15 protein-coding genes are annotated in these 15,320 nt (G+C 58.4%); 4 read left to right on the plus strand and 11 right to left on the minus strand.

What is annotated here, in order from left to right; genetic code table 11:
* Positions 1-90: 90 nt before the first annotated feature.
* On the plus strand, positions 91-1,704 hold the full coding sequence (locus tag AB5Y70_RS12695) for an IS1634-like element ISAs25 family transposase (RefSeq protein WP_076611119.1): 1,614 nt from the start codon (positions 91-93) through the stop codon (positions 1,702-1,704).
* A 171-nt stretch (positions 1,705-1,875) separates the two neighbouring features.
* On the opposite strand, the gene AB5Y70_RS12700 is transcribed toward AB5Y70_RS12695, so the two are convergent.
* The 10 genes from AB5Y70_RS12700 to AB5Y70_RS12745 all read right to left on the minus strand — a co-directional run bounded on the left by AB5Y70_RS12700 (position 1,876) and on the right by AB5Y70_RS12745 (position 12,053).
* On the minus strand, positions 1,876-3,219 hold the full coding sequence (locus AB5Y70_RS12700; RefSeq protein ID WP_319872476.1) for a DUF3696 domain-containing protein: 1,344 nt from the start codon (positions 3,217-3,219) through the stop codon (positions 1,876-1,878).
* Positions 3,220-4,137: 918 nt separating this feature from the next.
* Positions 4,138-5,754: a PAS domain-containing methyl-accepting chemotaxis protein gene (locus AB5Y70_RS12705; protein ID WP_319872475.1), complete on the minus strand. Its 1,617-nt coding sequence runs from the start codon at positions 5,752-5,754 to the stop codon at positions 4,138-4,140.
* Positions 5,755-5,991: 237 nt separating this feature from the next.
* Complete coding sequence (locus AB5Y70_RS12710) at positions 5,992-6,840, minus strand: TIGR03899 family protein (RefSeq protein WP_069784204.1); 849 nt, start codon at positions 6,838-6,840, stop codon at positions 5,992-5,994.
* Positions 6,841-6,960: 120 nt separating this feature from the next.
* Entirely contained in the window at positions 6,961-7,437 is a 477-nt protein-coding gene (locus AB5Y70_RS12715) for a DUF3299 domain-containing protein (RefSeq protein WP_010675589.1), read from the minus strand.
* Positions 7,438-7,468: 31 nt separating this feature from the next.
* Positions 7,469-8,716 carry an ABC transporter permease gene (locus AB5Y70_RS12720; protein WP_368176016.1) on the minus strand — a complete coding sequence of 416 codons (1,248 nt, stop codon included), beginning with the start codon at positions 8,714-8,716 and terminating at the stop codon, positions 7,469-7,471.
* 58 nt (positions 8,717-8,774) lie between these two features.
* The gene (locus AB5Y70_RS12725) at positions 8,775-9,461 is read right to left on the minus strand and encodes an ABC transporter ATP-binding protein (RefSeq protein ID WP_134997323.1); all 687 of its coding nucleotides are present in this window, start codon (positions 9,459-9,461) and stop codon (positions 8,775-8,777) included.
* A gap of 4 nt (positions 9,462-9,465) precedes the next feature.
* On the minus strand, positions 9,466-10,056 hold the full coding sequence (locus AB5Y70_RS12730; RefSeq protein ID WP_319872473.1) for a DUF2796 domain-containing protein: 591 nt from the start codon (positions 10,054-10,056) through the stop codon (positions 9,466-9,468).
* Positions 10,057-10,092: 36 nt separating this feature from the next.
* The gene (locus tag AB5Y70_RS12735) at positions 10,093-10,383 is read right to left on the minus strand and encodes a hypothetical protein (protein WP_080944090.1); all 291 of its coding nucleotides are present in this window, start codon (positions 10,381-10,383) and stop codon (positions 10,093-10,095) included.
* Positions 10,384-10,426: 43 nt separating this feature from the next.
* On the minus strand, positions 10,427-10,969 hold the full coding sequence (locus AB5Y70_RS12740; protein WP_319872472.1) for a YtfJ family protein: 543 nt from the start codon (positions 10,967-10,969) through the stop codon (positions 10,427-10,429).
* A gap of 205 nt (positions 10,970-11,174) precedes the next feature.
* Complete coding sequence (locus AB5Y70_RS12745; RefSeq protein ID WP_010675584.1) at positions 11,175-12,053, minus strand: hypothetical protein; 879 nt, start codon at positions 12,051-12,053, stop codon at positions 11,175-11,177.
* 123 nt (positions 12,054-12,176) lie between these two features.
* Here AB5Y70_RS12745 and AB5Y70_RS12750 point away from each other — a divergent pair, with 123 nt between their 5' ends.
* Positions 12,177-12,527 carry a hypothetical protein gene (locus AB5Y70_RS12750; protein WP_010675583.1) on the plus strand — a complete coding sequence of 117 codons (351 nt, stop codon included), beginning with the start codon at positions 12,177-12,179 and terminating at the stop codon, positions 12,525-12,527.
* A 25-nt stretch (positions 12,528-12,552) separates the two neighbouring features.
* On the opposite strand, the gene ppa is transcribed toward AB5Y70_RS12750, so the two are convergent.
* Positions 12,553-13,083, minus strand: a complete 531-nt coding sequence (gene ppa / locus AB5Y70_RS12755; protein WP_005335667.1) for an inorganic diphosphatase — start codon at positions 13,081-13,083, stop codon at positions 12,553-12,555.
* 233 nt (positions 13,084-13,316) lie between these two features.
* Between ppa and mpl the strand changes: the two genes are divergently transcribed.
* The gene (gene mpl / locus AB5Y70_RS12760; RefSeq protein ID WP_319872471.1) at positions 13,317-14,687 is read left to right on the plus strand and encodes a UDP-N-acetylmuramate:L-alanyl-gamma-D-glutamyl-meso-diaminopimelate ligase; all 1,371 of its coding nucleotides are present in this window, start codon (positions 13,317-13,319) and stop codon (positions 14,685-14,687) included.
* Positions 14,684-15,295, plus strand: coding sequence for a flavin prenyltransferase UbiX (locus tag AB5Y70_RS12765; protein ID WP_319872470.1), 612 nt, complete (start codon positions 14,684-14,686; stop codon positions 15,293-15,295). Before mpl ends, AB5Y70_RS12765 begins: the two co-directional genes overlap by 4 nt.
* Positions 15,296-15,320 lie beyond the last annotated feature (25 nt).

The raw sequence follows: 15,320 nt of genomic DNA on the forward strand, positions 1-15,320 counted from the left end.
GCCGTCATTCCGCACCTGATTTTGCTATTTTCAGTGCTTGACGGCGATCGGCCGTTCTGATCTATTACTCTCTTTTGCAGGTAGATCATCATGGCCGCACCCGCTATCTCGATCCGTAACCTCGATCACCTTGGTTTGGTCGCCGCACTCTGCCAGGAACTGGGCATTGCCCGCATGATCGATGCCTTGCTCCCCAAAACCCCGCCTTTCAAGGTCTCACATGGTGAAGCCTTGGTCGCCATGATAGTGAACGGCCTCGGCTTTCACAGCAGCACCCTGCACATGTTCCCGCAATTCTTCGCTAACAAGCCGGTTGAGCGCCTGATTGGCCCCGGGATCTGTGCTGATGACCTCAATGATGATGTGCTCGGTCGCTGTCTCGATGCCCTCTTTGAGGCCGATGTCAGCGCCTTGTATCAGGTGATGGCGGCGCAAGTTGTCGAGCGGCTGGGGCTCAAAAGCACCGCAGTGCACCTCGATATTACCAGCTTCCACGTCGATGGCGCCTATGACTGTGCCGATGGGGATCTGGTCGGTAAGCTGCAACTGGTGCGTGGTTATAGTCGTGATCACCGGCCAGAGCTGAATCAAGTGATCCTTGAGCTCATCTGTGAAAATCAGGCCGGCCTACCTGTCTATATGCAGGCCCTGAGCGGCAATAGTAATGACACCAAAGCCTTTGCCCAGACCGTTCGTCGCCATTTGAACAGTCTCAAGGCCGCGCAGGAGTGCCGTTATCTGGTCGGCGATGCCGCACTGTACTGCGCCGATACCTTGCAATTACTGGCGCAACAGCAGCAACTATTTGTGACCCGGGTGCCCGTCACTCTCAATGAGGCAAAGCAGGCCGTGGCAACCATAGGTGCACAACCGCTGACCGCTCTGGGCAATGGCTATCATGGCCGTTGGCAACACGCGAATTATGCCGGGGTCGCGCAACGTTGGTTGCTGGTGCGCAGCGAACAGGCCAGCCACCGCGAGCAGCAGACATTGGCCAAAAACCTGCTCAAAGACAGTACCCGCGAGCTCAAAGCCTTCGCCAAATTGTGTGCCCGACGCTTTGCTTGTGAGGCGGATGCCCAAGCTGAGTTGAGCTGTTTTACCGCCAGCTTGATGCTGCTGCAACTGGATGCCGAAGTGGTAGGTGAACCCGTTTATACAGGACGTGGCAGACCCAAGCGTGGCGAAGAGCCAATTGGCCATCAGTTTCAAATCACTGGGTTGGCGGCAACTAGCCTGGCTTGCGTTGAAGAGGCCCGCAACCAGACCGGGGTGTTCATCCTGGCGACCAATGACCACAGCGATACGCTGACCATGGCCGAACTGTTGGCCACCTATAAAGCGCAGCAGAATGTCGAACGGGGCTTTCGTTTTCTCAAGAGCCCGGAGTTTTTAACCTCCTCACTGTACCTGAAAAAGCCGGAGCGGATTGAAGCGTTGCTCATGGTGATGACCTGTAGCCTGATGATTTACGCAGCGTTGGAGCACCGGATCCGGCAGGGATTAGTGGAGCAGAATCGCAGTGTGGCTGATATGAAAAAGAAACCGACCCAGCAGCCGACGGCCCGTTGGATCTTTTTGCGCTTTGGTGGCATCCATGAATATCGACTGGGAGAAGCTCCGCCACAAGTAACGGAGCTAACAGGAGACCAGCAGATCATTTTGGAGGTATTGGGTGAGCGCTATCGGCAAATTTATTCCTAAATCAGGTGCGGAATGTCGGATCTAGTATTTCTTTAGATAAAAAAATGTCAATTTTTTTATCTACAGCCTCAGATACACAATCTATTAAGGGGGTGATGTAATTTATTTCAATATATTTCGCGTTTTTATCAGTCGGCAGATCGACTAAGTGGTGAGGACAAACTGTTATTCTTACCATTCATCATTAGCCTTATTAAGACGAGCTTTCATTATGGCTCGGAGGATTTTTTCAGATTCATCAAGAAATCCCTCCGGCCACTCTGGGAACATTCCATCCTCATCAATTTCAAATTGCTTAATAGTTGAGCCTTCACTCGACGGCTCAACAAAAACAATATTAATATCATCTTTAAGTTTAGGGTTCTCAATAACTCTCAATCTTAACCTGTTTATAAGTTCAGGACTATGCGTTTCGACAATGATTCTCTTTCCATCTTTTATGAAATTTAAAAAAAGATCTGCTAAGTTTGCAGCGCTTGAAGGGTGCAAATGTATTTCAGGCTGTTCTAGTAGTAATGTTGAATCGCTATTGCTCAACAGGCCAAGTAATATTACTGGTAATATTTGTGAATAACCAAAGCCAACATCAGCTAAGCTCAAGTTATATTTGGAATTTTTGTCCGAAACCGATACTTTATATAAAATATCACCAATTCGCTCTGGTTTTATTTGCTGCGACAAACCCATGCAGTCTAAGCATTCACTCAATGCTTCAATTAGTGGTAATTTCTTATTTTTCCAAAGAACCTGTTCCTCCTTTTTAGACCATAATACATGTGCTGAGTTAGAACCATCATGCAGTAACGCATCAGCATCTAAACTATAATGCACATAAGCGCGATCAGGCGTTGCTCTAACAGGACTAAGATATTTTATTTTACGTATACTTTCTCTTACCTTAATTAAAGGGTATATATCCGAAAAAGATGTCAACGCCATATATGGCAATTCAAAGTTTCTTAATTCATGACTTTCCAGGGTGACTTGTACATCAATACTTTCTGGAATAAATGCATCATATTTTATTTCTCCAACAGTAAATTCAATGTCATTATCGCCATTTTTAGTTGACAGTATATTCAAAAGAAACTCTTTTGTATTTTTATCTGAAGGTATGTTGTTTAAGTGAATTTTCTTTTCGTTTGATAGCTTATAAAGCTTTGAAACTCTTGGGAAGTAATTGCCATTTATATTCTTATTTTTAAATTCCACGCAATATTTTATTGTTTCGCCTTTTACTGAAAGCGTTTCAAAAGTATATCCAATTTTAGAATGATTTATTTGTGGTTTGCCAAATGAAATGTCCTGTAAGTTACTGTATGTCAGATAATCCCCATCTAAAACTAAAGATGCTTTATCCTTTGCCCCTAAGGACTGTTTTAATAATAGTAGGCTTTGGAGTATTGATGATTTTCCGCAGCTGTTTTTCCCAGCAATCACTGTCAATTTACGCAAGTCAAGGTCTTCGAGATTCTTAAATGACTTGAAATTAGCAAGTGAAATTTTAGATAACATAATACCTCCTCTAAACTTCAGCAATTATGAGTTATCATAATGATTTTATAAACAAAAGTTAGGTTGTTTTAAATAGGCTGCCAAGTAATCTCCACTTTGACAGGTGCGATAATAAGCAAAGACCACAAATACTTCTTACAAAAATTACTCGGGGCGATAAAGCTCATAACAGTGCTTATATAGAGGCGACACTAACACGTTCACATGGCCTTGAATATAACGTCGTTCCATCTTGATAGCTACCATGAAAATATTAATGAATGGGTTGTCAGTAGGCATCTAAATCTGAATGTATTCGATTGACTTCCCTTTTTGCAATCATTACCACCAAATGAAGAAACAGTAAGGGAGTGGGTCTAGGAGACCGTTAGCAAGGCTACCGCCCCTGAATTCCAGCCTCCAGCCTGCTGCGCTTTCCCTGTGGATCCGGTCTGGTTCATGGCTGACTCCGACAAGAGGTGATCCCGATTGCCATGTTACCGAACGGAGCTGGTTAGGGAAGGGGGATCGGGTGATTTCTCGGGCAAGATCAATAAATTGGGGGGCAGCGGGGCCTGCGGCAGGTTGGATAAGAGGGATCTCAAGGCGCAACGTTTTCCCGCTCAACGCTCAACGCTCAACGCTCAACGTTCAACGTTCAACGCTCAAGGCCCACGATTCACGGTGTATGGATGGGGGAGTGAGCGAGGTCATTGCCCTGCCGAGGGCCATGCGGTGCAGTCGAGAGGGTCGGCCTGGCACGGACAAGCAGGTGGTTGGGAGGGGGCGAAAGACCCGCGGGTTCAGTCGAGGACTCGAATTTGAAACCCGCTCAGACGCCCATGCACCACCCAAAAGAGGGGCCCGCTGCCGGTGACGGCAGGGGCCCGTTTTTATTGTTAGCGCACGGTCTTTGGGTCTGGTTTCCTCCGTGAAGGCTTAGCGGGCGAGCAGGGGCTGGCCGCTGGTCAGGGCGGTGCTGGTTGGCCGGGTGGCGGGATGCTGCTGAAACTGGCGCACCAGCCGCTCCAGGTCCCCGAGCTGCTTCACGAGGGCAATGATGCCCTGCACGGCGTGGCGGCTGCCCTGGCTGGAGTCATCGGCCAGACGCTTGATGTCCAGCACGCTGTGGTGGATGTCCTGGGTGACCAGGGATTGCTCCTGCACCGCCTGGGCTATCTGGTTGCTGCCTGCGGTCACCTGCAACAGGCGTTCGCTTATCTGTTGCAGGATATCGCCAGTGGCGGCGGCCTTGAGGCGGCAACTGGCGGAGAGCTGTTCCCCTTGCGCCATGGCCTGCTGGGCATCGTCGGCGCTGGCCTGCAAGAGGCTTATCATCTGCTGGATCTCGCCGGTGGAGGATTGGGTCTTGATGGCCAGGGTGCGGATTTCGTCCGCCACCACCGAGAAGCCGCGACCGGACTCGCCCGCCCGGGCCGCCTCGATGGCCGCATTGAGGGCCAGCAGGTTGGTCTGGTTGGCGATGTTGTTGATGACGCCCAGGATGCCGTCGATGGCGCGGCACTGGCTGGCCAGCGCCTCTATCACGGCGCGGGAGGTGAGCAGCTCGCCGTGAACCCCTTCCACTGCCGCCACGGTATCGAGCACGCTGCGATTGCCCTCCCGAAACAGCACGGCGGTGTTGTCCAGGCTGTCCGAGGAAGCGCTCGAGCTGTGGGAGACTTCGCGAATGGACGCCGTCATCTCGGTGATGGCGGTCGCGACCTGGTTGGTCTGGGCCTGCTGTTGTTGCAGGTTGCCGGTGATGGACTCGGCATTGTTCAGATCCGTCTGCGCCGCCTGCACGATCTGCTGGCAGGTCTGCTGGGTGCGGGCCAGCACCGCATTGAACTCGGCCTGATTCATCTTCATGGCGAGCTCGACGGCAGCCAGACGATCGACCCGGCCGGTATACAGCAGTTGCATCAAGGGGTTGTCGAAACGGTGGCGGGCCAGGGTCTCCAGCCGGGCGAGGCGCCGGGAGAGGGTCTGGCAGATCACGAGCGCAACCACCAGGGGCAGGGCACCGATGAGCAGAGGCCAGCCCGGGCCGTGCTGATAGCCGAGGGTGACCAGGCTGGCCAGCAGTGCCATCAGGCAGAGGTGGATCCCCAGGGTGTGGCAGCAGGGGGGCAGGCGCAGGGCCCGGGGGGTCTTGCCGCGGCGCATCTCGTCATAGACCCGCTCCGCACGCTGTTTGACCGCGTCGTCCGGCGCCGTGCGCACCGACTGGTACTCCACCACCTTGTCGCTGGGGGTGACGAAGGCGTTGACCCAGTAGTGATCCCCGTTCTTGCAGCGGTTCTTGACCGGGCCCATCCAGCTTTTGCCTTCCCGCAGATGGCGCCACATGTCGGCAAACGCCTGGGGCGGCATGTCGGGGTGGCGGACCAGGTTGTGAGGGGCCCCTTGCAGCTCCTCCAGGGTGAAGCCGGCTATCTGGCAGAACTCGTCGTTGGCATAGGTGATGCGGCTCTCCAGATCCGTGGTGGAGATCAGGTTCTGGTGCGACGGGTAGAGGCGCTCACGCTGGGTAACGGGTTGATTGACTCTCATGGTACTTCCTGCCTGACAGAGGAAAGAGAGTCTGGTTGCAATTCGTACACCAGAGTGCCCAAAAACGCTTAAATTGCGTTCTATATGTATCTTTTGCGCTCAAAACCCGCAGAGGGGGGAACATGGCCCGGGCTCGCGTCTGCCCCTGCCGTCAGGATTCGCTTTTTGGGAGCCGTTTTGGCAATGGCGTGGCGGGTTTCGCAATTTGGCAAGGCGGGGCCTGGGCCTCCGCCAGCCTCAGGCGGGCAGATCCGGCTCGCTGACCGGGGCCGACATCTGGGTCTCTATCTGCAGGTGGGTGGAGAGCAGGGTCTTCAGATCCTGCAGGTACTCCTCTAAAGGGGGCTCGTCCAGCAGCAGGGCAAGCTCGTTGCCGATGGGGGTGAGCCGGTAATAGAGCAGGGTGAGGTTGCTCTGGCGTTGGCGCAAACGCCAGCGCTGGTTGCCAAAGGCCAGCTCGACCCCGTCGGCGGGCAGGGGACCGGATTCGAGCTCGCCACGGTGCAGCAGCCCGAGATCACACAGCAGCAGCAGGGCGCTGTAGGGTACCCGGTATTTGCCGAGCCCCATCCGGGTGACCTTGGCGCGACTGAGCAGGCTGGCCCCCTTGTGCATGCCCAGCAGCAGACGCTGCTCGTCGCTGCCCTCGTAGTGGCAGGAGAGGGCGCAGATGCGCTGGAACAGCTGGGCTTCGCGCTGGGTCATCTCCTTGAGGGTGTTGAGGGCACGGATGGAGAAGCGGCCCGGGGTGGCGACTTCCAGGGCGAAGATGCGGCCCCACAACTGCTGCATGGGGGTCATGCTGATGTCTTCGGCCAGTTGCAGGAAGCGGGTAAGCCAGTCGCTGTCTATCTCGCCGCCGGCGGCGGTCTCTTCGCAGTGGCGCGCGGCCATCACCATGATGGATTCCAGATTGCGCTGGCGGGTAGCCTGCTCCGCCAACTGGCGGAAGGTGGCGCGCTGCTCGAAGGTGCTGTCGCTGTTGCGGGTGAGCATGCCATCGATGCCGCGGCTGCGGGCCAGGCGCAGGGTCTGCTCCTGGCTGCTCAGGATGGAACTCTCTTTCTTGGGGGGCAGGTCAGCCATGCTGGCTCCGTGATGGCAAGGTCTGGTAGTGAATGTTACTCCAACCAGATCCATGAACAATCCCTTTGCCGGGGTCGTCACGGGATAAAAAATGGCCTCCCGGGGGAGGCCATCAGGGGCTCACTCTTCGTAGACGCTGACCTCGACCGCGTCCATGGAGTAGGAAGCGGTGGCCATCTCGTGGCTGGAGCTGACGGTGTGCATCTTGCCTTTGACCCAGATGGCGTCCCAAAGGTCATCCACCGGCGCCCCCTTGGGGTAGCTCACGTAGATCACCTGGTTGGTGGGCGGGGGCGGTACGTGAATGCAGGCGCCAAAGTAGGGGACCAGCAGGAAGGCGGTGATGGTCTTGGCATCCCCTTCCAGGGGCACCACAAACCCGGGGATCCGCACCTCCTGATTGTCCAGCTTCTTGTTGACGCCCCCCACCGGCTGCGGCACCGAGGAGAAGTCGCCATCATGGCTGACCTGGGGCGGTGGCAGCAGTTTTTCCCCCTCCGGGATGAGGATATCCCAGTCGATGGTCTTGTAATCTGCAGCCATGGCAGGCAGCACCAGCAGGCTGGCCAGCAGCGCCACTATTTTCCACTTCATCATCTGTTCTTCTCTCTTGGTCGGATGCGTCGGGTCAGACGCGAATGCTCATGCCGTCGCTCAGGCTGTAGCGGTAAGCGCGGGCGGCAGGCAGCAGCCCGATCACCATGCCCGCCAGCCAGACCAGGCCCAGCAGTTGCCACTCATAGGCGCTCGGCAGACCCAGGCTCATTTGCAGGCCATAGTGGCTGAGCAGCCAGGGGCTAGCAAGCCCCTGACCGAGATAGAGCGCGGCCACCCCGAGGGCGATGCCCGCCGTGGTGAGCGCCATCGCCTCCAGCGCCAGCAGCAGGAAGAGGTGGGCAGGGCCCGCCCCCAGGGAGCGCAGAATGGCGAGCTCGCGGCGCCGCTCGTTGAGGCCGGCGAGCAGGGTGGTCAGCATGCCGATGAGGCCCGCCACCACCACGAAGCCCGCGATCACCGACAGGGCGGTCTCCGCCATGCTCATCAGCCCCCAGAGCTCCTGCAGGGCGGCTCCCGGCAGGATGGCCATCAGGGGCTCCCTGGGATAGGTGTTGACGCTGCGCTGCAACTGGAACGCCAGGATCCGGTTGCTCAGCCCCACCATGAAGGCGGTGATGGTCTTGGGGGTGAGATCCTGCGCCATCGCCTGTTCCGGGGTCACGTTCTTGCTGTGACGACCGGTGTACCAGCCCAGGTGGATCGCCTCTATGCCCGCCAGCGGCACATGAATGGTGCGATCGATGGGGGTGCCGGTGGGGGCCAGGATCCCCACCACCTTGAACGGCATGTTGTCGTGCTGGCTGAACGAGGTGTTGCCGGCGCCATGGGCGATGACGATGGATTGATCCAGGTGATAGCCGAGCTTTTCGGCCACCTGGGCACCCAACACCGCTTCAAACGGTGTTTCGAAAGGGCGACCTTCGCGCAGGACGAGCGCCTGCTGCTGGCCGTACTTCAGGTGGGTGAAGTAGTCCCCATTGGTGCCGAGCACGCGAAACCCCTTGTGGGAGTCGCCAAGGGAGAGGGGGATGGTCCAGGCGATACCGGGACTGGCCTTGATGGCCTGGTAGGAGTCCCAGCCCACGTTGTTGGTGGGGTTGCCGATGCGAAACACCGAATAGAGCAGCAGGTTCACCTGGCCGGAGCGGGCGCCGACGATGAGATCGGTGCCGGAGACGGTGTTGGCGAAGCTGTCCCGTGCCTGACTGCGCACCCGCTCCACCCCGAGCAGCAGGGTGACGCTGATGGCGACGGCCAGCAGGGTGAGCCCGGCAGTGAGGCGACGGGCCCAGAGACTTTGCAGGGCGAGTTTCAGCATGAGAGCCTCCGCAGTGAAGGGGAGATGGCCGGACGGGCTGCGAGATGATGGCGTGTGGTCATGCCGCCCTCCGGTTGAGCTGTTGCAGGTTCTCCACCCGGGGGAAGAGGGGCTCCAGATAGGGATCGTGACTGACGAAGACCAGGGTAGATCCCTGCTTGTCACACTCCTCGAACAGCAGCTGGATGAAGGCGGCCCGGTTGTCGGTGTCCAGGGCCGAGGTGGGCTCGTCGGCGATCACCAGAGGAGGGGAGCCTATCAGGGCGCGGGCGGCGGCGACTCGCTGCTGCTGGCCGATGCTGAGGGCGTGGACGGGGCGATGGAGCGCTTCATCCGGCAGTTGCAGTTCTGCCAGCAGGCGGCGCGCCTCCTGCTCGGGGTTCCCTGTCAGGCGGGCCCGCTTGGCGGGTGAAAAGGTGAGGGCAGTGGTGACGTTGTCCTGCACCGAGAGAAACGGCAGCAGATTGAACTGCTGGAAGATGTACCCCAGATTGGCCGCCCGGAACTGGTCACGGGCGCGGCCGGAAAGCCGGGCCAGGGGCTGGCCCAGCACCTCCAGGGTGCCGTGGTTGGCGGTCTGGATACCGGCCAGCAACCCGAGCAGGGTGGACTTGCCACAACCCGATGGGCCCTTGATGAAGACGCGCTCACCCTCGTGGATACGAAGGGCGGGCAGATCGAGGACGGCTTCGTGACCCGGCCAGGCAAAGGCCAGATCACGGATCTCAACCACGGCATGTTTCATGGTGTTACCAGCCCAGTTTGTTGGTGGACGGAGTCAGTTCGGCGGCGGTCTGGCCGGTGGGCAGTATGCCCTGCACGCTCAGCTTCTCCAGGCTCGGGTAGAGGCTGAACAGGGTGGCCTCGAGACCGGTGAGCTTGGCCGGGGTAGCGCAGGTGTAGGTGTACATGGCTCCCATGTCCGCATGGCCCGCGTCGTCGTGATGGTGTTCATCGTGAGCGCCATCAGCCTTGTCGTGCTCGTGCTCGTGCTCATGGTCATGGTCATGGTCATGATCTTCCTTGGCGGCCTGCAGCTCTTGCTGGGTCAGCTTGCAGCCGGCGGCCGGGTCGAAACGGAAGAGGGCGTCGGGCTGCTGGAGGCGGGCCACCGCCTTGGCATACTGCGCTTTCTCCTCATCGGTGTTGGCGGCATGCTCGAAGCCCACCAGATCGGCGGCAGGGGCCTGCAACTCGATCATCAGCTGGTTGCCGTCGAGTACCAGGTTGAGGTGGCCGTGACCGTGCTCATGGGCACCGTGGCTGTGGCTTTCGTGTTCGTCGTGATTGGCCTGGGCGCCGAAGGCGGCAGCGGCCAGCAACAGGGTGACTGCTTTCATCGTTAATCCTTTTGAATAAATAGAGAAAAGATTGGTTCAAAAAAAGAAACAATGAAGGGGCGGCGGGGCGCGGATACGGCGATGTCCCGTGGTGCCGGTGGCCGCCCTCGGTTGGGGAGTGCCGATATACCGGTCGATGCCAAAGGAGAGGGGAGGGAGTACGGGGGTCGGCGTCAGTGCCAGCTTGCCATCCAGATGCAGGACGCAGAGGGTGCAGGCATGACCGTGATCGGGCAGGGCAGCTTCAAGAGGGTGCTGTGCCAGCACCGGTTGCATCCACAACCAGCCCAGCAGCAACACCCAGATTGTCAGTGTGGAACGACCCATAGACCCTTGTGGAAAGGGCGCCATCAGCGCCCTTCTCTCTGATTCAGAGATGGGACTGGATGAGCCCCATCACCTTGGTTATCTCGGCGGCATCGAGCTGGCCATCTTTGGCAAACAGCACCTTGCCCTCTTTATCCAGCAGTATGATGGCCGAACTTTCCGGGGTAAGCGCCCAGGCGTTGCGGGCCATCCCCTTGGCATCCAGCACCATGGCGGACCAGGGGAACTCCTTCTTGCTGTCCTCGGCACTGCTCTTCACGAAACCGGATGTGCCCCAGATGGCGTCATTGCTGTTGATGATGGTGACGGTCTGGTACTTGTCGTGGGGCAGCTTGGCCGCCTTGATCGCCTCGATCATGGGGGCATTGAGCTCCTTGGCGCTGGAGCGACCCGCAATGTGCTGGATCAGGAAGACCTTGCCGGTCAGGACCTTGCTCTGCCAGGGCTGATAGCTGATCTCCTTCTCCTTGAGCACCAGCTCCCCCTTGCCGCTGATGTTGACCAGCGGCACCTGGGTTGATTCCTTGATGTTGTGGGCCATGACCAGGGTTGGCAGCAGCGCCAGAGTAAGCACGAGATGTTTCATCCGGATGACACTCCTTTGTGATGTTATAACGATTTTTGGGTCGAGGGAATGGGACCCTGAACATCCTAAACTGATCGGATCTGTTTAAAAAGTGTTAAATAATGCAGGGTGCGACGGTGATCTTGTCAACATGGGCGCCATCCCCCCAATGACGGCGGCAAGGATGGCATGTCATCCATCAAAAGCAAGTGATGGTCATAAGAGGCTAGTAGAGCGGTTCGCTGATCAGGGGAATCTGGGCCATGGTCATCTGCTGGGCCAGCAGGGGAGAACCGGTGAGCAGCACGTGGCGCTGATTGCCGATCACCAGGGTGTCTCCCTCAAGGCCGCTGTCGGCCGTGATGGCGAGCCAGGCCGGCGAGACGCTGCCGATGCTGATGTTCGGATAGATGATGCTGAGACTGTACTGGGGCGCCAGCTCCGCCAGCAAACTGGCCATGAGCAGCGCCTTCTCGTCGCTGTCGGCCTTGTTGTCCTGCAGGGCCTGCAAGGGCGGAGCGAAGTGGTCCATTTGCTCGGGCGGGGTGGGGATGCCGCTCAGCCACTCCTGCAGCAGGGTGACGCTGGTGGCGAGATCCTTGGCCGAAAACTGCTGTGCCAGGGGTTTGAGGTCTCCCTTGAACTGATAGAACAGCTGGGAGTAGTTGGGGCGCACACAGGGCAGCTTCTGATTGGCCGGGTGCACGCAGGGTTGGACCCGCATCTCGTAGAAGGCGTCCTCCTGATATTGCCGGTAGGCCTGCCAGAACTGGGCGGATTCGAGGCTGCTGTCGTGCAGGGTAAAGGCCTGTTCCAGGTTGCGGAACTTGGTGGCCGTCTCCGGGCTGTGCTGGTTGATCTGGTTGATGCTGTTGTAGAGGCGCGGACTGATGTAGGAGTAGAGTGTTTCCAGCGGGAAGTTGAGGGCGGTGTCGAGCTGTGTCATCTCGTGACGGCTGGCTGAAAAGGTGCGCTCATCCGCCGTCAATTGCAGGTGCTTTTGCTGACCATCCGCAGATTGCCACTGCCAGCTCAGGTTGATCTCGTTGGCCTGCGCCATGGTGCCGAAGAGCAGACTGCACAGAAAGCCTTGTGCCAGTTTCATGGTGCGCCTCCGCCTGGGTTGATAATAAACAACTAGGTGAGTGACCGGCATTTGGATTGGTCTGGTGACAGATATATTGGTAATTATCTGATCTGACTTTAAATTTAATTCAGGAAATAAGTCATGGGGGAAATCATCATGAAGCTTGTTTCACGGTTTCTGCTGATATTGGTGGCCACGCCGGCGCTGGCGGGGCAGGTCATCGTCAATCAGGGATTGTCCAGCGCGGATACCTTCGCCCTGCGGGATCAGCTGGCCCGAGAGCATGAATGGCAGGAGTGGCTGCGCTTCCAGCAGGCCATCAAGTGGCTGGAGGTGCTGCCGGTCAACTGCGATCTGGTGGGAGGTGCCGGTCAGGAATATCGCTGCGGTGATGACTATTACCGCCCCTATCGGCAAAACGGGCGCGACCTCTATATCCAGGGGGATCCCCCCGGAGCGTCCCCGCAACGACCAATAAAAAAGGCGCCATAAGGCGCCTTTTTTGCGAGGAATACGCTTATTTTGCAGCGTAACGCTCGGCAGAGGTCTTGATTTCGGCTTCGGCAGCGGCCTTGTCGCCCCAACCTTCCACCTTGACCCACTTGCCCGCCTCCAGCTCTTTGTAGCGCTCGAAGAAGTGCTGGATCTGGGCTTTCAGCAGCTCGGGCAGATCGTTCACATCCTGGATGTGATCGTACTGCTTGGTCAGCTTGGAGTGGGGAACGGCCACGATCTTGGCGTCTTCGCCAGATTCGTCGGTCATCTTCAGCACACCGACCGGGCGGCAGCGGATGACGGAGCCGGCCAGCAGCGGGTAAGGAGTCGGAACCAGCACGTCGACCGGATCCCCGTCCAGGGACAGGGTGGCGTTCACGTAACCGTAGTTGCACGGGTAGAACATCGGGGTGGACATGAAACGGTCAACGAAGATGGCGCCGCTGTCCTTGTCGACTTCGTATTTGATCGGGTCGGCGTTCTGCGGGATTTCGATGATGACGTAGATGTCGTCAGGCAGGCTCTTGCCGGCCGGTACCAGGTTCAGGCTCATGACGTTTCCTTTGAGTGTTGGAGTCAAGTTTGCAGGCCGACATTATAGCGATGTCCCGTCAAATGACCATATTTCAAGGGCCGGGTGGCGTGCTGGAGGGTGGCTTTTACCCGCGCTTGCCCGATTTCTGTCGTCTGCGGGCGCGGATGCCTTCGCTCCCCATGGGCGCGGCTTGTGCCACCGGGTCAACAGACCCTAGAATGCGCACTCCCTTTACTGGAAAAGGCAGCGGTATGCACATTCACATTCTCGGGATCTGCGGCACCTTCATGGGTGGTCTGGCGGTGTTGGCAAAACAGCTTGGCTATCGGGTGACCGGCTCCGATGCCAACGTCTATCCCCCCATGAGCACCCAGCTCGAGCAACAGGGCATCGAACTGACCGAAGGCTACGACCCCTCCCAGCTCGATCCGGCGCCGGATCTGGTGGTGATCGGCAATGCCATGAGCCGTGGCAACCCCTGTGTGGAATATGTGCTGGACCGCAATCTGCCCTATATCTCCGGCCCCCAGTGGCTGCTGGAGCACGTGCTGAAGGATCGCTGGGTGCTGGCCGTCGCGGGCACCCATGGCAAGACCACCACCGCCAGCATGCTGGCCTGGGTGCTGGAGTATGCCAAGCTGGAACCCGGTTTCCTCATCGGCGGCGTGCCGGGCAACTTCCCGGTTTCCGCCCGTCTCGGCTCGGCTCCCTTCTTTGTGATTGAAGCGGACGAATATGACTGCGCCTTCTTCGACAAGCGATCCAAGTTTGTCCACTATCACCCGCGCACCCTGGTGATGAACAACCTGGAGTTCGACCACGCGGACATCTTCCCGGATCTCGCCGCCATCCAGCGTCAGTTCCACCACCTGATGCGCACCGTGCCGAGCAACGGCCGGGTGCTCTTCCCCAAAGGCGATGACAACCTTACCGCCGTGCGCGAGATGGGCTGCTGGAGCGAGGTGGAGCTGGTGGGCCAGGACGACGCCAAGTGGAAGGCGGTGAAGCTGGCCGATGACGGCTCCGCCTTCGAGGTGTGGCTGGATGGCGTGAAACAGGGGGAGGTGCACTGGGAGTGCATCGGAGAGCACAACGTCAACAACGGTCTGATGGCCATCGCCGCTGCCCGCCATGCCGGTGTCATGGTGGAGCACGGGATCAACGCCCTCTGCCAGTTCAAGTCCCCCAAGCGGCGCATGGAGCTGAAAGGGGAAGTGGCCGGCATCAGCGTCTATGACGACTTCGCCCACCACCCCACCGCCATCGAGACCACCCTGGGTGGACTGCGCGCCAAGGTGGGCAAGGCCCGCATCCTGGCAGTGCTGGAGCCCCGCTCCAACACCATGAAGCTCGGGGTTCACAAGGAGGAGCTGGCCGGTTGCTTCGACGGTGCCGACGAGGTGTTCTTCTTCCAGCCCCCCAACATCGGCTGGGATCTGGGGGAGGTGACGGCCCACATGACCCGACCTGCCCGGGTATTCGAGGCCCTTGATGCCCTGATTGGCGCCCTGGTGACCGAGAGCCGCCCAGGGGATCATATTCTGATCATGAGCAACGGCGGGTTTGGCGGCATTCACGACAAGCTGATCGCCCGCCTCAAGGAGCTGCAGAGCGCATCATGAACAATGCCATCACCCTGGCGCTGACCGGCGCCTCCGGCGCTCCCTATGCCCTGCGCCTGCTGGAATGCCTGGTGCAGGCGGACTATCGGGTCTTCCTGCTCGCCTCCTCGGCGGCCAGGGTTGTGCTCAAGACCGAGCAGCAGCAGGATTGGCCGGGCTCCCCCAGGGAGCTGTCGGCGTACCTCTGTCGCCAATATGGTGCCAAAGAGGGTCAGATCGTCGCCTGCGGCAAGGAGGAGTGGTTCTCGCCGGTGGCTTCCGGCTCGGCGGCCCCCAAACAGATGGTGGTCTGCCCCTGCTCCATGGGCACCGTCTCGGCCATTGCCAACGGCACCTCGGACAACCTGCTGGAGCGGGCGGCGGACGTGGTGATCAAGGAGCGCGGCCAGCTCATCCTGGTGCCCCGGGAGAGCCCCTTCTCGGCGATCCATCTGGAGAACATGCTCAAGCTTGCCCGTCTTGGCGTGACCATCATGCCCGCCGCCCCCGGCTTTTATCACGAGCCGAAAAGCATCGAGGATCTGGTGGACTTCATGGTCGCCCGCATCCTCGACCACCTGGGTGTCGAGCATGAGTTGACCAGTCGCTGGGGTTATGCCAGCCACTGATACGGTGGGGAGCGGACAAAAAAGC

Source organism: Aeromonas sp. s1(2024) (assembly GCF_040908005.1).
GTDB lineage: Bacteria > Pseudomonadota > Gammaproteobacteria > Enterobacterales > Aeromonadaceae > Aeromonas > Aeromonas caviae.